We start from the raw sequence: 22611 nt of genomic DNA, 5'->3' as shown, positions 1-22611 counted from the left end.
TATCTTTGGTTTAAAAATGATCGCACTTAGAAAGTACGACCAATTTCAAATTGAAGTTCTTTAGTTTCATCACCAGCTTTATCATTCAACGGGAAGGCATAGCTCAATGACAATGGACCAATCATGGTAATCCATGTAAAGCCTACACCAACGCTGTAACGCATATTACCTAAATCAAAACCATATTCATCTTTACACGTTTTCTTTGCAGCGTCTGTACTAAAGACATCACATTGAGTATCAAATACTTGTGCCCCTTCAGCAAACAACACTGGGCGGACTTGTCGCGTCCAATCCCCTTTAAACGGTAAAGGCAATGCCAATTCAGTACCAAATTGAACTAGAGCATTACCACCCACTTCTTCTGGTGATGGGTCTGTTTGCCCCGTTTCACTATAGTAAACACCATCATACTTTGGACCTAAAGTACTGTTGTCATAACCACGTACTGACCCATAACCACCTGCATAGAAGTTTTTATAGAAAGGTAAGTCGTTACCATAACCTAACTTACCATAACCACGCAAAACAAAGTCCTTACCAAGAGGTAAAAACGCCTGTGCATCATAAGTAATTTTTTGGTATTCAACATCACTTCCAGGTAAGGCAATTTCCGCATTGACACGGTGAGACTGACCAGTTGTAGGGAATACAGGACGATTCAGTGTGTTGTATGACCAACCTAAGGTTAGGTTGTAGGTTAGGAAATCACCTGTAAACTCAGACTCATATGGTTTAGAGACACTTCCTTCAGGACAAGTGTAATTATTCGCCTCGGTTAAATCTACCAAACAATACGTCGCAGTATTTTTCACTTTCCCACCATGCGCCTTTAAATAATCACGCACATAAGTAGAAACATAAGGACCTGTGGTAACTTCAGTTTGATCAATGTTCAAACCAGCACTAACACTTTGATTTTCATCAATTGGATAACCAAAGTTAATCCCACCACCAAAACTGTCTGTTACGTAGTTATTTACGTTGTAATCATCATCAAGCTTGGTTTTACGGTAGTACATGTTGTAACCACGACGCACACCATCAATGGTGAAGTACGGGTCAGTTACACTTAAGTTATAGTAATCTTGAGTCTCTGAACGAGAAAGATCAATTGCAACACTATTTCCCGTTCCCATAAAGTTGGTTTGGCTCAATCCCGCTTGGAATGTGACACCACCACTTTGTGAATAACCGACTGCCAAGGTACTTGTCCCTGAATGCTGCTCTTCAACATTCACATTCAAGTCCACCTGATCAGGCATATTCGGAATACGAGTTGGTTTAACTTCTACTGTTTTGAAATAACCAGTACGCTCTAAACGCACTTTAGACAAGTCAATTTTTTCATTACTTGCTAAAGCACCTTCCATTTGGCGCATTTCACGACGTAATACTTCATCAGAAGTTTTAGTATTCCCTGTGAAATTAATACGACGTACAGTCACTTGCTGACCTGGATTAATATAATAATTCAGATCAACTTGACGCGTTTCATTATTAATTTGTGGAACAACATTAACTTCTGCATAGTAATAGCCAGCATTACCATATTTGCGTAATAACAACTGCTTAACAGCATTTACTTTTTCTTGCGAATAGGTTGAACCATCTTTATAAATCTGCATTGCCTTCAATTCTTCAGGCTTATATAATGCATCTCCTAAAAATTTAGATTCACCAAACTTAAATTGCTGACCTTCACTTACTGAAACTTCAATAAAAATTCGCTTTTTATCTTCACTCAAGTTCAAACTTGAGTTGGTAATATCAAAGTTGATATAACCCGCGTTTAAATATAAAGCACGCAATGCCTCTAAGCTTGCAGCCATCTTTTCACGTGCATAACGGTCATTACGTGAAACAATTGAACTCCAGCTACTTTCTTTTACAGCAAAAGCTTGTTGAATGTCACTATCACTAAAAACAGTGTTACCAATGACATTAATATCTACAACTTTAGCAGCTTTACCTTCATTAAACTCGAGCAATAGATCTACACGGTTATTTGGTCTTGCTGTAGTTGTCACTTTCACATCAGCATCATAACGACCTTGCTGAACATATTGCTGCTCTAATTCAGACTCAACTGTTTGAAGTGTTGATTTCTTTAACACCTCACCTTCAGCCAAGCCCATTTTCTTTAAGCCTTCTTCCAAAGCTTCCTTAGGAATAAGTTTATTGCCTTTTAGCTCAATTTTAGAAATAAGAGGACGTTCAATCACTTTAAATACAAGCGTATCACCGTCTTTCGATGCCTTAATGTCATCAAACATGCCTGAAGCATATAGTGCACGAATTGAATTCGAAATAGCCTGATCATCAACACGATCACCACTACTCACTGGCAACATGGTATACACATTGGTAGGAGTTAAACGAACGAGTCCATCAATTTTTATATCACGAACAATAAATTCATCCGCTGCATATACTTGTTGTACTGCTGCCATAGCACTAACCAGCGCCAAAGGCATAAATAAATGTGTGTGCTGCATGCCAGTCTTTTCCGATGTTAATTTCAAAGCAACGTTGTTATAAACGCATAAAGTCATTAAATAATGCAAGGAGCATCATGCTACCCAACAGTACCATACCAATTTTTAAACCAACCAATTGTATTTGTTCAGAAACAGGTTTACCACGAATCAATTCCACAAAGTAGTACACTAAATGCCCACCATCCAACATAGGAATAGGCAATAAGTTTAATATTCCCAAACTTACACTCATAAGCGCCATAAAGGAAATGAAGGTTTGCCATCCCATTTCAGCACTTTGTCCTGCAACTTTTGCAATCGTGATTGGACCTGATAAGTTTTCAAAACCAATTAAACCACGAACCATCTTAACGATAGAATTCAGGATCATGGTACTAATTTGCCCTGTCTTATCAAGTGCCTTACCAAATGCCTCTACGGGACCATACTGAATAGTTTGTTTGTATTCTTCAGGAATCACTACTTGACCAGGATTATTTTGCACACCAAGCACACCAGATACATTACCCATGTTATCTCGTTTACCTTGAGGCATCACTTCCAAGTGCACCAACTGATTTTGTCGTAATACATCAATTTTGAGTAGTTTTTCAGGTGAAGCTTGCACCACCTCCACCACATCAAACCAATCTTTCATTTTCACGCCATCAATTGCAACAATGCGATCTCCTGCTTTCATTCCTTGACGAATTGCTGCACCATCTTCATTTAATTTCATGACAGTTGCAGGAATGTGTGGACGATAAGGAATAAAGCCCAAGCTATCTAATGGCGATTGATTCTGGTCTTTTAAGAAATTCTGAATAGGAAGTACAAAAGACGTTGCTTGACCATTTCGATCTGCATCAATGTGAATGACACCTGTTTCACCAGCACGATCAACCAAAGCAAAGTTTAATTGCTCCCACGTCGATGTTTTCGCACCATCAACTGCTGTAATCTTATCACCAACTTGCATTTGTGCCGTTGCAGCAGGTGAATTCACCAAGACCTTACCAATACGAGTATTCAACTGCTCTTGAGCTGGTAAAAACAATACCCAGAACAATAAAACTGCAAAGATAAGATTGATTAATGGGCCAGCAGCCACAATCGCAATACGCTTCCATGGATGTTGGCGATTAAACGCATAAGGTAAATCAGCTTCTGCCACATTCCCTTCGCGCTCGTCCAGCATTTTGACATAGCCACCTAAAGGCAAAGCAGACAATTGATATTGAATACCTGACTTTTTTGATGTCCATTTCAACACAGTTGGGCCAAAGCCAATGGAATAAACTAAAACTTTGACGCCTAGTTTACGTGCTACAAAATAATGTCCGAACTCATGAATCGCAATGAGAGGCCCGAGCAATAAGATTGCCGCAACAATAATAAACAAGGCATTCATGTTAGCTTCCTTTACTGCTTACAAACTGCTGAGCAATAGATCTGGCAGTTGAGTCCGCTTGTAAGATTAAATCTATTGAATCCGCAGAACCATTTTCAACCCGATTCAACGTATGTTCAACTACTACTGGAATATCGGTAAAACCAATCTGTTTTTGCAAGAAAGATGCCACCGCAATCTCATTCGCCGCATTTAAAATTGCAGGAACTAAGCCCCCCGCTTGAATGGCTTGACGAGCCAAAGTTAGTGCAGGAAAACGTATTGCGTCTGGCTCTTGAAAATCAAGTTGATGATTTACAAATAAATCCAAAGCAGGAACATGGGTATTAATACGCTTAGGCCAAGCTAAAGCATGTGCAATTGGGGTACACATATCTGGATTCCCCATTTGCGCCAATGTCGAACCATCAACATATTGCACCATGGAGTGAATAATACTCTGCGGATGCACAACAATTGTTACAAAATGTTCTGAAATTGCAAAAAGATGACATGCTTCAATTAGCTCAAGCCCTTTGTTCATCAAAGTCGCAGAATCTACAGAAATTTTCTGACCCATTGACCAGTTTGGATGCTTACAGGCTTGTTCAGGTGTAACACTTCGCAACTCATCTAGAGAATGATGAAGAAATGGACCACCCGATGCTGTTAGTAGAATGCGCGAAACACCCAGTTTAGGCTGACCATTACGCTCCACATTCAAATATTGTTCTGGTAAACACTGAAAAATTGCATTGTGTTCAGAGTCTACGGGCAATAATAAAGCTTGATGCTGACGCGCAGCCTGCATCATCAAGTCACCAGACATGACTAAAGCTTCTTTATTGGCAAGTAAAACTCGCTTACCCGCTTTAACAGCCGCCAAGGTCGGTAACAAACCTGCCGCCCCAACAATGGCTGCCATAACAACATCAACATCTGGATGACATGCAACAGCTTCCAAGCCTGCTTCGTCAAATAAGACTTCGATGTCGTTAATATTTTCTTGCGAAAAAAGTTGTAGTAACTCTAGCTCTTTAGCAGACGGAATCACCACAACTTTAGGACGAAACTGTTTGCAAATTTGCACCAATTCCTGAATTCGACTATATGCCGTTATTGCAAAGACAGAATAGTCTTCAGGATGCTGTTGCAGTATTTTTAAGGTACTTTGACCAATAGAACCCGTTACACCTAAGATACAAACAGCTTGTGACATTTACAAATCTACGCCAATTAGTTTTAACACATACATACCTGCAGCAAATATAGGTGCTGCAGAAAGCAATGAATCAATACGGTCCAACACACCACCATGCCCAGGTAAAATACGACCTGAATCCTTAATACCAGCACGGCGCTTAATCATTGACTCAAACAAATCACCTAACACCGAACTAAACACAGTGACTATAGAGAGAATCAGAAATAAAATATGTTGTGCTAACGTTAAGTCTAGATATAAAACCTCAACAACAACCACAATAAGCATTGACGTTAAGATACCACCGTATAAACCTTCTACAGATTTATTTGGACTCACATCTGGTGCAAGTTTCTTCTTACCCAATTTACGCCCAACAAAATATGCACCGCTATCTGCCCCCCAAACCAACAAGAACAGATACATCAACCACCATGGCGAACTTACCCATAGCGCAAAAATTGCAGTCACAGCAGCGGAAATAAGAATAAATCCTGAGAAATAGAGGCTATTATTATACCAACCATCGTATTCTGGGTAGTTTTTCACCCAATAAACACTCACCAACCAAGACAAAATTGATGCACACCACAATAAAAGTGCAATATCTTTAAAATACAAAGCTAAAGTTGCCAATGCTGCAGTAACAATACCGTAGCACCATGCAAAAGGCTTAATAATATGATTTGTTTTTCTCGGCATGAGCTTAAACCACTCATAACCAGCAACCCCAGCGGCAACAATCATCAGTATCAACATTGGATACTGAGATTGCGTAGCAAACATACAACTAAGTACAACTGCCACCAATACCAATGCGGTAATAATCCGCTCTAACATTTATTAATTCTCAAATTTATCTTGTTGAATTTGCTCAGATGTTTTACCAAAACGACGCTCACGCCCTGCAAAAACCTCAAGTGCATGATCGAACTCTTGCACACCGAATTCAGGCCATAACGTTTCAGTAAAATACAATTCTGCATACGCTGCTTGCCAAAGCAAGAAATTCGACAGTCGATAATCCCCACCTGTACGAATGAGTAAATCTACAGCAGGTAAATCTGACATACTAATATGCTGTCCTACCAGATCAGCATTAATTTGCGCCACTTCAAGCTTACCAGCTTTAACTTCTTGAGCAATTTGCTGCGCAGCTTGCGCCATATCCCACATGCCACCATAACTTACCGCAATGGTCAAAGTCATTTGAGTGAACTTAGCAGTCCTTTGCTCGGCATGCAACATTAACTCACGTAAATGCGGAGACAAGCGTGAACGATCACCGATAAATCGTAAGGCGATTTCAAATTTTTCCATACGCGGGATTTGCTCATGAATTGTCTCTTCCAACAAATTCATCAGCAAATCCACCTCATACTGAGGTCTGTTCCAATTTTCGCTTGAAAATGCAAAAACGGTTAAAGCCTGAATCTTTCTTTTTCGACAATGCTCAACAATTGGATCTAGGACATTTTTACCTTCACGGTGTCCCGCACCCTTTTGCATTTGCATTTTTTTGGCAAAACGATTGTTGCCATCCATAATGATGGCAACATGTTTTGGAAGATGTGTAGCGTCTTCAGATGTGGTCATTAATTTTAGACCTTCATCAATTCGGCTTCTTTTGCAGCTAGACGTTTTTCAACTTCAGCAACGAATTTATCGGTGATTTTCTGGATATCTTCACCTGCACGGCGCTCATCATCTTCAGAAATTTCTTTTTCTTTCAACAATGCTTTGATATCACCCAACACATCACGACGAATATTACGAATTGCTACTTTCGCATTTTCAGCTTCGTTACGTGCAACTTTTTGCATGTCACGACGTGTTTCTTCAGTCAATGCTGCCATTGGTACGCGAATCGCATCAGCCGTAATAGGGTTCAAACCCAAGTCTGATTCACGAATCGCTTTATCAATTGCAGCAACCATTGTACGTTCAAATGGCTGAATTAATAGTGTACGAGAGTCTTCAACACCGACATTGGCAACCTGATTTAAAGGCACATCAGAGCCATAGTAAGGAACCATTACACCGTTCAGAATGGATGGATGCGCTCGTCCAGTACGAACCTTTGCAAAGCCATGTTCCAACGAGTCAAGTGACTTGTTCATACGGTCTTCTGCGTCTTTTTTAAGATCGTTAATCATATGATCTTCCTTACTTAATTCTAAAAGATATCATTACTAAAATAGCGTGTAGTATAAAGAGCTTTCTGGCTCACGTACATTAGTTCGTAACGTGAGTCCCTTCTTTTTCACCCATAACCACTGAAAGTAACGCACCAGATTTGTTCATATCAAATACCTGAAGCGGTACATGATGGTCACGGCACAAACAAATCGCTGTTAAATCCATAACACCCAATTTTTCATCCAATACCTGATCGAATGTTAAGTTGTCATATTTAACAGCATCATCAAATTTGCTTGGGTCTTTATTATAGACACCATCAACTTTAGTGGCTTTTAAGATAAGGCTAGCTTCAATTTCAATACCACGTAAACAAGCTGCAGTATCTGTCGTGAAGAACGGGTTACCCGTACCTGCAACAAATACACATACCTCACCTTGAGTCAGGTGACGAATGGCATCACGGCTAGAATAAGATTCCACCACAGTACCAATTGGCAATGCTGACATTAAACGTGTTTTAATGTTACGGCGTACCAATGCATCACGCATTGCCAAACCATTCATTACAGTTGCCAACATACCCATTTGGTCACCTGTTACACGACCAACCAAGCCATCTTTTTGTAGCTGGCTACCGCGGTATAAGTTACCACCACCAACAACAATACCAACTTGCACACCAAGTCCAACCAAATGTGCAATAGATAAAGACATTTGATCTAGCACTTGTGCATCAATACCCATGTCTTTGTTGCCCGCAAGTGCTTCACCTGAAAGTTTCAGCAAAATGCGTGAATAGCGTGGATTCTTTGAATCTGACATTCCAAACTCCAAATTTACTTAATCTGTATTTTTCTATATATGGATTTACTTAAGCTGATTTCACTTGAATCAACTTGGCAAACAAGTCGTATTCGTCTGCATCAGTAATTTCAACTTCAAGCAGAGCACCTGGTTTAATCAGATTTTTATCAATATCTTCTACAAAGACGTTCCCATCAATTTCAGGTGCATCCGCATATGAGCGTGCAACTGCAACAGGAAACTCTTCTTCAAGATCATCAACTAATACTGTCATGACTTGACCAATACGCTTTTGTAGCTTAGCGGCTGAAATTTCCTGCTGAACTTCCATAAAACGTTCATAACGCTCTTGCTTAATTTCTTCAGGTACGTGATCCGGTAAATCGTTAGCCGTAGCACCTTCAACTGGTGAATAAGTAAAGCAACCAACACGGTCTAACTTCGCTTCTTTCAACCAATCTAACAACATTTGAAAATCTTCTTCAGTTTCGCCAGGGAAACCAACCACAAACGTTGAACGAATCACCAATTCAGGACATTTTTCGCGCCATAATTTTAGGCGCTCTAATGTATTTTCACTATGGGCTGGTCGCTTCATCAATTTTAAGATGCGCGGACTGGCATGCTGAAAAGGAATATCTAAGTACGGTAGGATTTTACCCTGAGCCATTAAGTCAATAACCGCATCCACATGCGGATATGGGTAAACATAGTGTAAACGAACCCAGATCCCTAATTGACCCAAGGCTTCACACATGTCATAGAATTTGGTCTTAACTGGCTGACCGTTCCAGAAATCCAGTTTATATTTGGTGTCTACACCATAAGCGGAAGTATCTTGAGAGATAACGAGCACTTCTTTTACACCAGCGCGTTTAAGCGCAGCCGCTTCGTCTAAAACTGAACCAACTGGACGTGAAACCAAATCACCACGCATACTTGGAATAATGCAGAAGGTACAACGATGGTTACATCCTTCCGATATTTTTAAATACGCATAGTGTTTCGGGGTTAAACGAATCCCTTGCTCTGGCACTAAATCAATAAAAGGATTGTGCTTTGGCGGTGCTGGAACATATTCATGTACCGCTTCCATAACATCCTGATAAGCTGCCGCACCTGTGACTTTTAGGACATTCGGATGCATTTCACGAATTTTATCTTCGTCTTTACCCAAACAACCTGTCACAATAACTTTACCATTGGCGCTCATTGCTTCGCCAATTGCATCCAATGATTCTTGTACTGCAGATTCAATAAAACCACAGGTATTAACAACAACCAAATCAGCACCATCATAATCTGATGCCACATCATAACCTTCAGTCTTTAACTGAGTTAAAATTCGTTCAGAATCTACCAATGCCTTAGGACAACCTAAAGAAACAAAACCGACTTTGGGGGACTTCATGAATCTGCGCTCCACTAGAATGCGCGTATTGTAAGACTTTTCGATTGATAAAAATAGGTGGGAAGCCGACTCTTTGTGTAATGCACCAAAATTAATCCACTGTTTGCCTTACATATTTACATTTGCACCATTTTGATACATTTTAAAAGTTAATTACTTTATATCTTCGGCTTACAATTTTAATAAAGTCCAATTTCAGCGCATTTTTTTAATAAAGGTTCAACTTTGACCCCCTAGATTTAAAGTTGGCGTGTATTTTGCTTAATATGCATCAATTGCGTTCCAATATTGGACTATTAATTGCTTTTTGAAGATGCCATTGCGCCATTTTAATACAGGATACCCTCGCTAATGGATCAGCCACATACTATCGACTATCGCGTTTTGGTGGACAATTTGACCACCGCGATTTTGCTTGTCGACAGTAAACTTAATATTTTTTACTTAAACTCATCATGTGAATCTTTGTTTGATATGAGTTTATTACGAGCAAATGGGCAACCTGTCCTAAATTTGCTGCATATGCCAAACGATGAATTTAATACAGAAGAAGCATTATTTAACACTTTAGCAACGGGTCAACCGTATACACGTCGTGAAGCTACAATTAACGTCAACTTTAAAGACATTCATGTGGATTACACGGTTTCACAACTCAATGCAGGTAAACCTTACCATCCCTTACTTTTAATTGAGCTTAATCCGATTGATCGGATGCTGAAAATCTCCAAAGAAGAAAATCTAATTCAGCAACATCAAGTCGCTCGACAATTAATTCGTGGGGTGGCACATGAAATTAAAAACCCTTTAGGCGGCATTCGTGGTGCAACACAACTTTTAGCCCGCAGTTTAAATAATCCAGAATATTCAGAATTCACCGACATTATTATTAGCGAAGTTGATCGCCTTCGTAATCTTGCGGACACCATGTTGGGTTCTCGTCAATTACCGAGTTATGAACCAGTCAACGTACATGAACCTTTAGAACGTGTTCGCTCACTCATTGCCAACCAGACCAAAAAGAAAATTAAGATCACACGCGATTACGACTTATCACTACCTGAAGTCAAAGCAGATCGTGATCAACTGATTCAAGTCATGCTGAACATTAGTGTTAATGCCGTACAAGCCATGATGGAAAACAAGGATTTCTTTACCGAACATCAACCAGAACTGGTCTTAAGAACTCGAATTCAACGTCTTGTCACCATTAATGGTGTACTCAACCGCTCTGCGGTTCGTGTTGATATTGAAGATAACGGGCCGGGTGTTCCAGAAGAAATTTTGGAATCCGTGTTCTACCCACTTGTGACTGGTCGTGCTAAAGGCACTGGTCTCGGTCTGAGTATTGCACAAAATATTATGCACCAACATAACGGAATGATTGAATGCCAATCTATTCCTGGAAAAACAGTATTTAGCTTATATTTACCTTGGGAGTCTAACCATGTCGCGAAATAAAATATGGGTAATTGATGATGATCGCGCCATGCGATGGGTGCTAGAAAAAACATTCAAAGAAGAAGGTTTTGATGTTACTAGCTTTGAAGAAGCACAATCCGCTTTAGATCAACTGGCAACTGATGCACCTGATGTGATTCTTACTGACATTCGCATGCCGGGAATTGATGGTTTGACTTTCTTAGCTAAAGTTAAAAACAATTATCCAGACCTGCCCGTCATTATTATGACAGCCCATTCCGATCTTGAATCAGCAGTGTCCAGTTATCAAACCGGTGCTTTTGAATATTTACCAAAACCATTTGATATTGATGAAGCGCTTGCATTAGTCAATCGTGCAATTTTGCACATCACTAAACTACAACAACAAGAATCGGCAAAAACAGTATCACCTATTCAATCTACAGAAATTATTGGTGAATCTCCTGCCATGCAGGAAGTTTTCCGTGCCATTGGACGTTTATCACAATCACATATTACCGTATTGATTAATGGTGAGTCTGGTACAGGTAAAGAATTAGTTGCACATGCGCTACATCGCCATTCACCACGTAGTAGCAAGCCATTTATTGCCTTAAATATGGCAGCCATTCCAAAAGACTTAATAGAAACTGAACTCTTCGGACATGAGAAAGGTGCATTTACTGGCGCCAACACCCAACGTCAAGGTCGTTTTGAACAAGCCAATGGCGGTACGTTATTCCTTGATGAAATTGGTGACATGCCCTTCGAAACCCAAACACGTCTATTACGTGTCTTGGCAGATGGTGAGTTCTATCGCGTCGGCGGTCACATCCCTGTTAAGGTCGATGTCCGTATTGTGGCAGCAACACACCAAGACCTCGAAAAATTAGTCAATGAAGGACGTTTCCGCGAAGACTTATATCACCGTCTTAACGTCATTCGCATTCATATTCCTAAACTGGCGCATCGTAGTGAAGATATTCCGATGCTAGCACAGCACTTTCTTGCACGTGCAGGCAAAGAGCTTGGGGTCAGTCCAAAGATTTTGCGCCTAGAAACACAAGAGTATATGCAGCAACTTCCTTGGCCGGGTAATGTGCGTCAACTGGAAAATACCTGTCGCTGGCTCACGGTCATGATTACAGGTCGTGAAGTTTACCCAGAAGATCTGCCTTCTGAACTGAAACAAATTCCGATTGAGAAAGCATCAGAACATGCGACTACTTCTCATTTTGACCGTATTTCACTGCATCACTGGGATGAATTACTCGGACAATGGGCAATTCAAAAGCTTAAAAATGGTGAAATGAAGATTCTTGATATTGCAACACCAATGTTTGAACGCACACTCATTAATGCTGCACTACAACAGACTCGTGGTCGCAAACGCCATGCTGCTGAGCTTTTAGGTTGGGGGCGAAATACCCTGACACGCAAACTGAAAGAACTTGGTATGGATACAGCAGATGATGATATTGAAGAAGAAATAGAAGGTTAATCCTTAAAAAAAACAGCTCCTTGATGGAGCTGTTTTTATAACTAAACTGCAAAGCCAGTATAACGATACATATTCTCTACCCCCAATTCGGAACGCACCAGAATGGCATGCTCAAAATCAACTTTCTGAATTTCTTCATATATATTCGCAGCTTCATCATCATGAATTTGATCCACCGAACGTGACATTTTTTCTTCAAAACGATCAGATACAAACTCAAAGCCCAAATCCATTGCAATAAATAATGTATGTTCACATGGCTGGATATATTGCTCTTGTGTCCAATCTACAACAGCCTGCTGACAAATTGGACAACTAATATTACTTTCTGCTGAATCTATTTCAATAATTTGTTGGTACATCTTTTTTCAACTGTAATCACTTAATTGCAGTCTAATAGATTCAACAGCAAAATTACATGAAAGACCCACGATTAAAAATTGACAATATGCAACATTAACTCTAAATTCTAAAAATTGTTGCATAAATGGAATTATAAATGTTATCTGATCTCGATGATTTTTATTGCTTTGCATTGGTGGTTGAACACGGAGGCTTTAGTGCGGCAGAACGCGCTACAGACATTCCTAAATCAAAACTCAGTCGTCGCGTTTATAATTTAGAAGAACGCTTAGGCGTGCGACTTATTCAGCGTAGTTCACGTCATTTTGCAGTGACTGAAATTGGCATGAATGTTTATCGACATGCTCAAGTCATGATAAATGCCGCTCAAGCAGCTCATGATTTGGTGGATCATTTAAGTGTAGAACCACGTGGTGTGATTAAAGTCAGTCTCCCTGTCTCGATTGCTCAAAATGAAATGACCAAGATCTTGCCTAATTTCCTCAAAAAATATCCAGAAATTAAGGTTCAACTTCTGGTGAGTAATCGTCGGGTTGATGTAATTAATGAAGGTATAGATTTAGCTTTACGTGTCCGATCAAATCTTGATGATGACCCTAGTCTTATCTTGAGAAAATTTGAATTAATTGAGCAGCATCTATTTGCGAGTCAAGCCTATCTCAATGAATTTGGCGAGCTTAAACAACCCGAAGATTTAGCCCATCACCACATACTGAGTATGGTCGATGAGCATCTTGATCAGCAAATTATTGTACATGACAACCAGAATCATCAAAAGAAAATCAAGGTGAATCCCGTTGTCATGGGTTCAGACTTAATGATGTTGGCACAACTGGCCCGACAAAACTGCGGCATCGCCTTACTACCAGATTCGATTGCACAAGATTTTATTAAAACAGGAGAACTCGTACGCGTTTTGCCTGAATGGAAAGCACCTCATGGTATATTCCACGCAGTCTATCCATCTCGCAGAGGGCAACTTCCTGCTGTACGAGTTTTTATTGATTACTTGGTTGAGCATTTAGCACATAAGTAAAGGGCAAAAAAAAGCTTATCCGAGGAGGATAAGCTTGAAATAAGAAACTACAGCGAGAATCTTGGAGTGCATTTTATAGACTGATCTTAATTTGATCAAAGATAAAAAAACGATTAATATTTTCGCTTAAAAATCACACACCCTAGAAAGACTATAGCTCAAGCAAAACAAAGATCGAAATTAACTATTAATATTAACGAACAAATAAGAAACTTAGACTTAAGTCTAAATTTAATTTAATTGAGTTGTCACTTAATTTCCGGATAATCTCCAGTCCCTTCTGGCCAAGGCGTCAATAACTCAAATCCTGTATCTGTTACCGCAACCATATGCTCCCATTGGGCAGACAGTGACTTATCTGTAGTGACTACCGTCCAACCATCTTGAAGTTCTTTTACGCTGCCACGACCGATATTTACCATTGGCTCAATAGTAAACACCATGCCTTTTTTAAGCTTCAAACCTAGACCTGGCTTACCATAATGTAAGACGCTTGGCTGCTCATGATAAACCTTGCCTATACCATGACCACAATAATCTTTAACAATACTAAACCCTTCGCGCTGTGCAACAGACTGAATAGCAAAACCAATATCCCCTAATGTTGCATCGGGTTTAACTGCTTTAATTCCTGCTAACATGGCCTCATACGTGGTATCGACCAGTTTTTTAGCTTCTGGCTTAACACTCCCCACATAATACATACGGCTCGTGTCACCAAAGTAACCATCTTTAATAATTGCAACATCAATGTTGATAATATCCCCATCTTGTAAAATACGGGTTGCCGAAGGAATACCATGACAAACAACTTCATTCGGGGAAATACATGTTGTTTTTGTATAACCGTAATAACCAATATTTGCAGGGATCACATTTAAGGTATTTACAATATAATCATGACAAATATCATCCAGATATTCAGTACTGACTCCAGGCTTAATATACTCACCAATCATTGCCAAAACTTGTGCAGCCAAACGCCCTGACACACGTAGTTTTTCAATATCCTGCTCAGTTTTAATCACTACTGAAGAAGCCAGCATATCCTCACCCTCTTAAATAATGCAGGCATTATAATCCTTTTCATTTAAAAATGTTGCGAGCGATAATTCAGAAATCAGAACACCTTTAACAATATCAAAATGAAGACTCCCAAATAGTGCACAACACCTCTCCCATCTAACTTTCTTATAAATTTCTAAACAGACTCTTTAGTAATTTTTCATCAATTTTCAGCCATATAATTCAACCATTAGTTAAACTACACAAAAGTTTGTATAAAAAAAATTCATATTACATATAAAAAATTTTCCCAAGTCCTTATTTTTCTACTAAAATCGCCTGTTTTTAGTCAATGCATCTCTCAACATGACGAATCTTCGTACTAGAGATATTATTGCCTTGGGTTTTATGACCTTTGCTCTGTTCATTGGGGCAGGCAATATTATCTTTCCTCCTATTGTTGCCCAACAAGCGGGTGAACATGTTTGGCTAGCCGCTGCTGGCTTTCTGGTCACCGCAGTGGGTTTACCTGTAATTACCATTATTGCACTTTCACGTGTAGAAGGTTCAATTCAACTACTCAGCTCTCCATTGGGTAAAGTTGCCAGTTTAATCTTAACAATTGTTTGTTATTTGGCTGTAGGTCCGCTCTTCGCTACACCACGTACAGCAACTGTTTCTTATGAAATTGGATTTTCCTCATATTTTGGTACTTCACCCAATAGTTTGCTGATTTACAGCATTATCTATTTTGCAATTGTGACGCTGGTTTCACTTTATCCTAACAAATTATTGGATACTGTCGGTCACTTCCTCGCACCGATCAAAATTATTTCTTTAGCCATACTAGGTATTGCAGCATTCTTAATCCCTGCAGGTTACATCCCTCCTGCTATTCATAATTATGCAAGCAGCCCAGTATCTGAAGGTTTTGTAAATGGCTATCTCACCATGGATACGCTTGGCGCTCTGGTATTTGGTATCGTCATTATTCATGCCATTCACTCACGTGGTGTCACTGACAAAAAGTTAGTTACAAAATACGCAGTTATCGCAGGTCTTATTTCTGGTGTTGGTTTAACGCTGGTTTATCTCAGTTTGTTTAAACTCGGACTTGGAAGTCATGAAGTCGCACCAAATGCAGCAAATGGCGCCGTTATTTTGCATGCTTATGTGCAACATGCTTTTGGTGACTTAGGCTCAATCTTCCTTACAGGTATGATTTTCCTTGCATGTATGGTGACTGCAATTGGCCTGACTTGTGCATGTGCCGAATACTTTTCAGAACTAACTCAAATTCCTTATAAGATTTTTGTATTTGTTTTGGTTGGTTTTTCGCTACTGATCTCTAATTTAGGTTTGACTAAACTCATTGCGGTATCCGTGCCTGTGCTATGTGCGATTTATCCACCTGCAATTGTGGTGATCATGCTCAGTTTCTTCGCAAAATTCTGGAAAAACCCTCCAGCAATTATTGCACCAGTAACCGCAATCGCTTTTATCTTTGGAATTTTAGAAGGTTTAAAAGCAGCAGAACTCAATTCTTTCTTACCAGAATTTGTTCAACATCTACCATTAAATGAACAAAATCTTGCATGGTTAATCCCATCTTTGCTGGTCTTGGTTATTGCTCTTATCTGCGACAAATTTAGAAAATAAGTTTTCAATTTGTAATTAAAATCCAATTTTACCCAAATTTGATTTTATATGTGACCAATAAATGTCGGTTTTACCCAAATCAACTTTTATTGTTTACTTTTCGCAGTCATGCAATACCATGCCCTGCATGCCTAAATCCCCCTTCAAGTTACACACTTTTGCCAAATTCAACTTCTTTGGTCTATTTTTTGCTTTATACGACTTAAGCACTATTAAGCTTTTTCAAATATAGAAGTAGGCTAAGTGTTAGGGTTATGAATATCATATTGATGACATATTGGATCAAAACAATATGTACAGGGAATTATTACCTAATAAAATATGAATTATTCATAAAATAAACAGTTCACCATACAAATTGCAATATTAGTGAAAATTTAATGAAAAAATAACGGTATTAGCTATTGAAATACCCTTTAATTCACAGTACAACATTAGTAACCAATCCGACCTAAACACTAGGTTTAGGTCAAATTCATTAGGAGGGATGGAGATGTTATCATTACATTTCAACAAGCAAGTCTTCATTAACGCTCTAAAAGCAAACAAGAATATGGTCACGTACTTAAGTACAACCGTGGCACTTATGCTTACTTTGCTTTTTCACGGACTTATTCAAGGGCATCTGAAAGCTGAATATTTTGCATACGCTCTTTTCGTCTCCGCAGCATTTTACAGTTGGGCTGTCATTGATCAAAAAGTCCGTGCCCAGAAAAAATCTAAGAATTTCGATTGAACAGATGGATGATTATTCATCCATCTTTAAAAAAGTATATAAATAATTAAAATAAATTAAGTCCCGCACCTAGTACCAACATTCCCGTCGCAAACAGTTCACCTACCACCAGTAAAAACATCGCCAAAGTCATCATCGTTCGTGGTAGAACCTTTTTACCCAATTGATGTGGTACTTTAAATTGATTCGTGGTGTCTTTTAAATAACCATGCAACACATAGCTCAATATTGATGCACTAAAGAAAATCAAATTAATAACCACAAAAGTCAGATTCCACATTTCTGACCAAATAGAAAATTCAGCAAGCACAGCCAAAATCAAACTTGCAGATGCATACAACAAGCTACTTCTATGCGCGATATCCACATAATAATGTGCTCTTGCCTGAGTAGAATGTCTAATCTGCCAGTATTTCCAAACCCCTGTTAACATACCCAACCACAAATACACACCACTAAAAAGAATTGCCAATTTCATAGCAATTGAAAAATGATCAAACACCGCCCCTCCTTACCCTTCTTAAATATGAATTTTCTGACTTCTAAGTCATACTTTTAATAAGTTTCTTTTTAGAACTTGGTTAAAGTAATCTAAAACAGCAAATACATAGTGCTTATGAACACTCAACCTCAATCGATTCAAATACAATGTGCTGATGGCTATCAATTAAGTGCAAAACTCTATCAAAATCAAATAAATTCCGACAAAACCTTCCCCATTCTGATTTGCCCTGCCACTGGGATCGTGAAAGAGTTTTATCACGCTTATGCAGAATGGCTAAATAGTCTTGGACATACTGTCATGTGTTTTGACTTTAGAGGAATTGGCGCTTCATTGCATGGCCCATTGCACCAATCTGAAGCAACCATAGTCGATTGGGGGCAATTAGATATTACAGCCGCAATTGATTGTCTATTAGAACAAACTCAAGCCGAAAAAGTGATTCTCCTTGGCCATAGCGCGGGTGGACAACTCCTTGGTATTTCATCAAATTACAACAAAGTCGCCAAAATCATTGCTGTTGCGGGATCAACAGGTCATGTCCGCAGCTTAAAAGGTAAAACCAAATTCCTTGCCCCCATTATGTTCAATGTCATTTTCCCAATTTCGAGCAAACTCAAAGGGTTTGGCGCCACCAAGATGATTGGAATGGGTGAAAACCTCCCCAAAAATGTTGCAAAGCAATGGGCTGAATTTTGTGGTACACAAGGTTATGTGATGCATGCGGTAAAGAAACAACGACTCCCTGATTACCATAGCAAGATTACTTGCCCCATTACTGCAATTTGGGCATCAGACGATGAAATTGCAACTCACCCCAATGTTCAAGCACTACTCGACCTTTACCCAAATGCTGCAACGGCGATGATTGAACTTAAACCAAAGCAATTTCAACACAAAAGCATTGGTCATATGCAAATGTTCCGCAAATCACATCGTAATATTTGGGATTTAATTGAACAGCAACTTTATATTTAGTTTTCCCCATCAAGCTGCCTTTATCTCCAATCCAGCTTGATGGCTTTTTATTCCATAAAAAAACGCCCGATTATTCGGGCGTTTTCATCATTACATGACTTAGTGGCGATAAATGATTGTCACGAATTTTATGCGATTTTCGTCTAATTCAGTAACTTCAAAATGCACACCTTGATAGTCAAGCTGAGTTCCAACTCGAACTTCGCCTTGTGCCTTATCCAGAATCAGACCAGCTACAGTCATATAACCAGCATCATCTTCAACTAAATCAAAAACACCGAGTTCAAGCTCAAGTTGATATAAATCCAACATGCCAGAAGCCTTCCATGTTTGATCATTAATTTTGACCAAGTCTAATTGCTCATCAGCATCAGGGAATTCACCTGCAATTGCCTCAAAAACATCTAGTGGAGAAATTAAGCCTTTTACATTGGCAAATTCATCCGTGACCAGAACCAATGAACCTTTTGATGTTCTTAACGTATTAATCGCATCAATCACTTTCATCTTTTCAAAGATAAAAATTGGACGCTGACGTTTAATCAGTGATTTTAAAGCTTCTTCACCATCATCCAACACATCAAGCAATTCTTTGGCACGCACCACACTAATGACTTTATCCAAGCTGCCGCGGCAGACGGGAAATAAACTATGTGGTACTGCAAGCACCTGCTCTCGAATTTTTTCAGGAGTATCATTTAAATCAACCCATGAAATCTGATTACGAGGCGTCATAATTGAAGCAACAGAACGCTCTGCCAGAGTTAATACTCCACCAATCATATAGCGTTCTTCAGCCGCAAAGGCTTCCTGAGCTTCGCTTTGCTCGGCATCCATATGCGAAGGTTCAACTTTTCCACCCATTAATTTTAAGATGGAATCTGCGGTACGATGACGCAATGGAATCTTAGATTCATGTTTCGCCACATTTCGCTGGGAATATTGGTTAAAGGCTTCAATCAAAATTGCCACGCCAATACCCGAATAAATATAACCTTTCGGAATATGAAAACCGAATCCTTCCGCAATTAGACTAATACCAATTAACAATAGGAAACTTAAACACAGAATAACAACTGTAGGATGACGGTTTACAAAGCTAGTGAGTGGCTTAGATGCAATCAACATCACAATTACTGCAATAGTTACCGCCGCCATCATCACATAAATATTATCTACCATACCAATGGCAGTAATGACCGAATCTAGAGAAAAGACCGCATCAAGTACAATAATTTGCGCTACGACTGCCCAGAAACCTGCATAAACAACTGAAGATGTTGATTTAATTTCAGGTTTACCTTCCATTTTCTCGTGCAACTCGGTCACAGCTTTATAGACCAAGAACAGTCCACCGAAGAGCAAAATTAAGTCACGCCCTGAGAAAGATAAATCGGCAATTTGAATGAGCGGTTTGGTTAAAGTAACCAACCACGAGATAACGGATAACAACCCCAATCGCATAACCAATGCGAGAGAAAGACCAATAACACGCGCTTTATCGCGCTGCTCTGGTGGAAGTTTATCTGCCAAAATGGCAATAAAGACTAGGTTATCAATACCTAAAACAATTTCTAATACAATTAGAGTAAGTAAGCCAACCCAAATTCCTGGATCTAATAAGAATTCCATTATTGGTGCACCTCGATTAACTCAAGGCAAAACTTTAATAAGCTAGACCTGCACGGCGACGGATCCATGTAAAACCTCTTTTTAACAATAGATGGTTTTATTATGCATACTCTTTTTACATTGTAATTACTTTTTTAATTTTTTTTACAATATCAACTGATTAAATTTGATTTTCAAGAAAGATTAAAATATTATCCATTGATACAATTCAAATACATTGACCGAGTTGATTGTAACAAAACAAAAAAACTGAATAGTCACAAATGATTTAACTCAACCTATTTAAGGATTAATTTTGAATTAAATTATTGATTTAATTAATTATTTAGTATTTAAATATATCTTTTTTTTAGATTAATGTTTTAAATGACAGAAATGTTTTGTAAACAAAGCCAGTTTTCAAAACATTTTTTTATACTAAAATGAAAAACTTATATGGAATATCAGTTTATTTATTACTCAATATGTACGGTAAATGAATTGCCTATTCAACCCAGATTGATTTACAGGATTGGTTGCTATGACAAAAGGAACAGGATTGACCTTTTATCTACCCCTAATGTGCACTCTTAATTTGCACCAAAACCATACTCATTTAGACCTAGAGCAGCTATTTAAACTCCCTCGGGTGTAACTCGTCATCAAATCACTTCAGATACACAAACTGTATTTTGAAAACCTAATCACAATTATATTGCCTAATGTGTCATGTCTCACCTAAAATTAAGCAATATAAAAATAAATATTTGGAATCACATATGACTAAAAAGTATGCGAAGTTTTTACCTACCACCGATGACTTCACCTTAGAAAACTTTCCTTTTTTTTGGATAACTCAGGTTTATTCACAACACGTGCAAAAGGTCGATCAAGTCCTAAAAAAGTACGGCTTGGATAATTCTCGTCGCCGTATTTTACTTGCTTTGAAATCCAAACCGAACGCCAGCGTATCTGATCTTTCTGATATGGTCGTATCCAAAATGTCTACAACGACAAAGATTGTCTATCGTCTTAAAGATGAAGGCTTGGTTAATACCTATTCATGTGAAGATGATGCGCGTATAACACGGGTCATCCTTACTGAAAAGGGTAATGAAATGACACATAAAATCAATGATTTGACTAGCGCTGTACTTGAACAATCATTTGAAGGTCTAACCCCTTTACAGATTGAAAAAATGATGGATAGCTTGAAGCACATTTTTAACAATCTGAATCGTTAATTTATAAAATATAAAAAGGGTTTCTGAATAGAAACCCTTTTTTATATTTAGAAAAGATCAAACATATTCAACTGAGGTGTTGGCTTTTCTATTTTTGCTTTAGGCACATGTGAACACTCAAACGCTTCGACTGGAAATCCCTGCATAAATTGAGTCATTTGATGTGGCTGTTTTAAGCTTAACCATTGATCAAGACGCTCATGCGGAATGACGACAATTGATCGTTTTACATCACCAGGTTCATGAAACTCTTTCATTATAGGATGATCTATTGCATCCATCGTCAGCATGGCTGCGGAACGAATGATTTCATTATTGATTTTACAAATTTCATAAATTGCAGCAATAAAAAAGGCTTTGCCGTCTTTACGCCTCACACCCCATCGTTGTGGTTTATTTTCAATATATTTACTTTCATAAAACTCAGTGACTGGAATTACACCAAACTTACATTTATAAGCCGCATCCTGAAAGCTGGGCTTTTCAAAAATTGTCTCATGTCTAGCATTATAAGTACGCTTAGAGGTACTGGTATCCTCAGCCCATTTCGGCACTAAACCAAATAATACTTCTCGCCATTCCAACCCATGTTCAGATTTAAACAATAACGGAGTTTTATAACTAGGATAAACCTCTTCCAGATATTCAAACGGAATTTGTGGCAAACCCAATTGCTGTAGTTGCGACAAAGCTAGAGGTTTAAAATTGGCACACATTTATTGAATCCGATAGATGCTTTCTTTCATGTAACAATCAACTAGAATTCCCATTTCAGTCACAAAATAAGTATTAGAATCTGCAACTTCAATATTATAGACATAATCACAGTAAGCTTCATCACCGCCATAAGGAATACATCATTCAATTGCATCATCATATAATGCGATAAAATCTCTATCCTTACGCTTATCTAAATATAAATAATCTCTTTCATCTTGTTTTATTAAGGTTTCTGGTAATACACCACAATGTCCAATGACCTCGCTAGATAACTCTTATCATCTTGATATAGTAAGATCGTTCTTGGACGACCTAGACTAAAATCGACCAATTCATAAGTACATTCATATCGCAAATATACCGAATTGTTCATTTTAGGCTGTTCAATCGGTACTAAATCTTG

The 22611-nt window shown here is 38.6% G+C and carries 20 protein-coding genes; 7 read left to right on the top strand and 13 right to left on the bottom strand.

Annotated features, from left to right (window positions below):
* Positions 1-26 precede the first annotated feature (26 nt).
* The 8 genes from bamA to rimO all read right to left on the bottom strand — a co-directional run bounded on the left by bamA (position 27) and on the right by rimO (position 9431).
* Positions 27-2498, bottom strand: coding sequence for an outer membrane protein assembly factor BamA (bamA, locus tag DCO44_RS02245; protein WP_116759018.1), 2472 nt, complete (start codon positions 2496-2498; stop codon positions 27-29).
* Between the two features lie 37 nt (positions 2499-2535).
* A complete protein-coding gene (gene rseP, locus DCO44_RS02240) occupies positions 2536-3891 on the bottom strand; it encodes an RIP metalloprotease RseP (protein ID WP_116758991.1) in 1356 nt (451 codons plus the stop codon).
* A gap of 1 nt (position 3892) precedes the next feature.
* Positions 3893-5089: a 1-deoxy-D-xylulose-5-phosphate reductoisomerase gene (gene ispC, locus DCO44_RS02235; RefSeq protein ID WP_116758990.1), complete on the bottom strand. Its 1197-nt coding sequence runs from the start codon at positions 5087-5089 to the stop codon at positions 3893-3895.
* Entirely contained in the window at positions 5090-5914 is an 825-nt protein-coding gene (locus DCO44_RS02230) for a phosphatidate cytidylyltransferase (protein ID WP_116758989.1), read from the bottom strand.
* 3 nt (positions 5915-5917) lie between these two features.
* Entirely contained in the window at positions 5918-6670 is a 753-nt protein-coding gene (uppS, locus tag DCO44_RS02225; protein WP_116758988.1) for a polyprenyl diphosphate synthase, read from the bottom strand.
* 5 nt (positions 6671-6675) lie between these two features.
* Entirely contained in the window at positions 6676-7230 is a 555-nt protein-coding gene (frr, locus tag DCO44_RS02220; protein WP_116758987.1) for a ribosome recycling factor, read from the bottom strand.
* 79 nt (positions 7231-7309) lie between these two features.
* Positions 7310-8038: a UMP kinase gene (gene pyrH / locus DCO44_RS02215; RefSeq protein WP_016167716.1), complete on the bottom strand. Its 729-nt coding sequence runs from the start codon at positions 8036-8038 to the stop codon at positions 7310-7312.
* Between the two features lie 49 nt (positions 8039-8087).
* Entirely contained in the window at positions 8088-9431 is a 1344-nt protein-coding gene (gene rimO, locus DCO44_RS02210; RefSeq protein WP_116758986.1) for a 30S ribosomal protein S12 methylthiotransferase RimO, read from the bottom strand.
* Between the two features lie 351 nt (positions 9432-9782).
* On the opposite strand from rimO, the gene glnL reads away from it, so the two are divergent.
* Both glnL and glnG read left to right on the top strand, forming a co-directional pair.
* Positions 9783-10892: a nitrogen regulation protein NR(II) gene (glnL, locus tag DCO44_RS02205; protein WP_016167714.1), complete on the top strand. Its 1110-nt coding sequence runs from the start codon at positions 9783-9785 to the stop codon at positions 10890-10892.
* The gene (glnG, locus tag DCO44_RS02200; protein WP_116758985.1) at positions 10879-12354 is read left to right on the top strand and encodes a nitrogen regulation protein NR(I); all 1476 of its coding nucleotides are present in this window, start codon (positions 10879-10881) and stop codon (positions 12352-12354) included. The genes glnL and glnG overlap by 14 nt, the downstream gene beginning before the upstream one ends.
* A 41-nt stretch (positions 12355-12395) precedes the next feature.
* On the opposite strand, the gene DCO44_RS02195 is transcribed toward glnG, so the two are convergent.
* Positions 12396-12716, bottom strand: coding sequence for a hypothetical protein (locus tag DCO44_RS02195; protein ID WP_116758984.1), 321 nt, complete (start codon positions 12714-12716; stop codon positions 12396-12398).
* A gap of 137 nt (positions 12717-12853) precedes the next feature.
* Here DCO44_RS02195 and DCO44_RS02190 point away from each other — a divergent pair, with 137 nt between their 5' ends.
* Positions 12854-13753, top strand: coding sequence for a LysR family transcriptional regulator (locus tag DCO44_RS02190; RefSeq protein ID WP_116758983.1), 900 nt, complete (start codon positions 12854-12856; stop codon positions 13751-13753).
* A 248-nt stretch (positions 13754-14001) separates the two neighbouring features.
* On the opposite strand, the gene map is transcribed toward DCO44_RS02190, so the two are convergent.
* A complete protein-coding gene (map, locus tag DCO44_RS02185; RefSeq protein WP_116758982.1) occupies positions 14002-14799 on the bottom strand; it encodes a type I methionyl aminopeptidase in 798 nt (265 codons plus the stop codon).
* A 325-nt stretch (positions 14800-15124) separates the two neighbouring features.
* Between map and brnQ the strand changes: the two genes are divergently transcribed.
* A complete protein-coding gene (gene brnQ, locus DCO44_RS02180) occupies positions 15125-16417 on the top strand; it encodes a branched-chain amino acid transport system II carrier protein (protein WP_116758981.1) in 1293 nt (430 codons plus the stop codon).
* A gap of 493 nt (positions 16418-16910) precedes the next feature.
* The gene (locus tag DCO44_RS02175) at positions 16911-17153 is read left to right on the top strand and encodes a hypothetical protein (protein WP_016167708.1); all 243 of its coding nucleotides are present in this window, start codon (positions 16911-16913) and stop codon (positions 17151-17153) included.
* A 46-nt stretch (positions 17154-17199) separates the two neighbouring features.
* On the opposite strand, the gene DCO44_RS02170 is transcribed toward DCO44_RS02175, so the two are convergent.
* On the bottom strand, positions 17200-17631 hold the full coding sequence (locus DCO44_RS02170) for a hypothetical protein (RefSeq protein ID WP_116759017.1): 432 nt from the start codon (positions 17629-17631) through the stop codon (positions 17200-17202).
* Positions 17632-17769: 138 nt separating this feature from the next.
* Here DCO44_RS02170 and DCO44_RS02165 point away from each other — a divergent pair, with 138 nt between their 5' ends.
* A complete protein-coding gene (locus tag DCO44_RS02165) occupies positions 17770-18633 on the top strand; it encodes an alpha/beta fold hydrolase (protein ID WP_116758980.1) in 864 nt (287 codons plus the stop codon).
* Between the two features lie 99 nt (positions 18634-18732).
* Here the strand turns inward: DCO44_RS02165 and DCO44_RS02160 are convergent, their stop codons facing one another.
* A complete protein-coding gene (locus DCO44_RS02160; RefSeq protein ID WP_116758979.1) occupies positions 18733-20265 on the bottom strand; it encodes a TerC family protein in 1533 nt (510 codons plus the stop codon).
* 758 nt (positions 20266-21023) lie between these two features.
* Between DCO44_RS02160 and DCO44_RS02155 the strand changes: the two genes are divergently transcribed.
* Positions 21024-21488, top strand: coding sequence for a MarR family winged helix-turn-helix transcriptional regulator (locus DCO44_RS02155; RefSeq protein WP_116758978.1), 465 nt, complete (start codon positions 21024-21026; stop codon positions 21486-21488).
* Positions 21489-21535: 47 nt separating this feature from the next.
* On the opposite strand, the gene DCO44_RS02150 is transcribed toward DCO44_RS02155, so the two are convergent.
* Positions 21536-22204: an SOS response-associated peptidase gene (locus tag DCO44_RS02150; RefSeq protein ID WP_116758977.1), complete on the bottom strand. Its 669-nt coding sequence runs from the start codon at positions 22202-22204 to the stop codon at positions 21536-21538.
* Between the last annotated feature and the right edge of the window lie 407 nt (positions 22205-22611).

Origin of the sequence: Acinetobacter sp. AM (genome assembly GCF_003105055.1) — a bacterium.
In the GTDB taxonomy this organism is placed as follows: Bacteria; Pseudomonadota; Gammaproteobacteria; order Pseudomonadales; family Moraxellaceae; genus Acinetobacter; species Acinetobacter tibetensis.
Note: the sequence above shows the minus strand (reverse complement) of the source record. Positions and strands in the feature narration are given on the sequence as shown.

Excerpts from the sequence above, each read along its gene's own strand:
- bamA (WP_116759018.1), bottom strand. The coding sequence starts at position 2,498 with ATGCAGCACACACATTTATTTATGCCTTTGGCGCTGGTTAGTGCTATG.
- rseP (WP_116758991.1), bottom strand. The coding sequence starts at position 3,891 with ATGAATGCCTTGTTTATTATTGTTGCGGCAATCTTATTGCTCGGGCCT.
- ispC (WP_116758990.1), bottom strand. The coding sequence starts at position 5,089 with ATGTCACAAGCTGTTTGTATCTTAGGTGTAACGGGTTCTATTGGTCAA.
- DCO44_RS02230 (WP_116758989.1), bottom strand. The coding sequence starts at position 5,914 with ATGTTAGAGCGGATTATTACCGCATTGGTATTGGTGGCAGTTGTACTT.
- uppS (WP_116758988.1), bottom strand. The coding sequence starts at position 6,670 with ATGACCACATCTGAAGACGCTACACATCTTCCAAAACATGTTGCCATC.
- frr (WP_116758987.1), bottom strand. The coding sequence starts at position 7,230 with ATGATTAACGATCTTAAAAAAGACGCAGAAGACCGTATGAACAAGTCA.
- pyrH (WP_016167716.1), bottom strand. The coding sequence starts at position 8,038 with ATGTCAGATTCAAAGAATCCACGCTATTCACGCATTTTGCTGAAACTT.
- rimO (WP_116758986.1), bottom strand. The coding sequence starts at position 9,431 with ATGAAGTCCCCCAAAGTCGGTTTTGTTTCTTTAGGTTGTCCTAAGGCA.
- glnL (WP_016167714.1), top strand. The coding sequence starts at position 9,783 with ATGGATCAGCCACATACTATCGACTATCGCGTTTTGGTGGACAATTTG.
- glnG (WP_116758985.1), top strand. The coding sequence starts at position 10,879 with ATGTCGCGAAATAAAATATGGGTAATTGATGATGATCGCGCCATGCGA.
- DCO44_RS02195 (WP_116758984.1), bottom strand. The coding sequence starts at position 12,716 with ATGTACCAACAAATTATTGAAATAGATTCAGCAGAAAGTAATATTAGT.
- DCO44_RS02190 (WP_116758983.1), top strand. The coding sequence starts at position 12,854 with ATGTTATCTGATCTCGATGATTTTTATTGCTTTGCATTGGTGGTTGAA.
- map (WP_116758982.1), bottom strand. The coding sequence starts at position 14,799 with ATGCTGGCTTCTTCAGTAGTGATTAAAACTGAGCAGGATATTGAAAAA.
- brnQ (WP_116758981.1), top strand. The coding sequence starts at position 15,125 with ATGACGAATCTTCGTACTAGAGATATTATTGCCTTGGGTTTTATGACC.
- DCO44_RS02175 (WP_016167708.1), top strand. The coding sequence starts at position 16,911 with ATGTTATCATTACATTTCAACAAGCAAGTCTTCATTAACGCTCTAAAA.
- DCO44_RS02170 (WP_116759017.1), bottom strand. The coding sequence starts at position 17,631 with ATGAAATTGGCAATTCTTTTTAGTGGTGTGTATTTGTGGTTGGGTATG.
- DCO44_RS02165 (WP_116758980.1), top strand. The coding sequence starts at position 17,770 with ATGAACACTCAACCTCAATCGATTCAAATACAATGTGCTGATGGCTAT.
- DCO44_RS02160 (WP_116758979.1), bottom strand. The coding sequence starts at position 20,265 with ATGGAATTCTTATTAGATCCAGGAATTTGGGTTGGCTTACTTACTCTA.
- DCO44_RS02155 (WP_116758978.1), top strand. The coding sequence starts at position 21,024 with ATGACTAAAAAGTATGCGAAGTTTTTACCTACCACCGATGACTTCACC.
- DCO44_RS02150 (WP_116758977.1), bottom strand. The coding sequence starts at position 22,204 with ATGTGTGCCAATTTTAAACCTCTAGCTTTGTCGCAACTACAGCAATTG.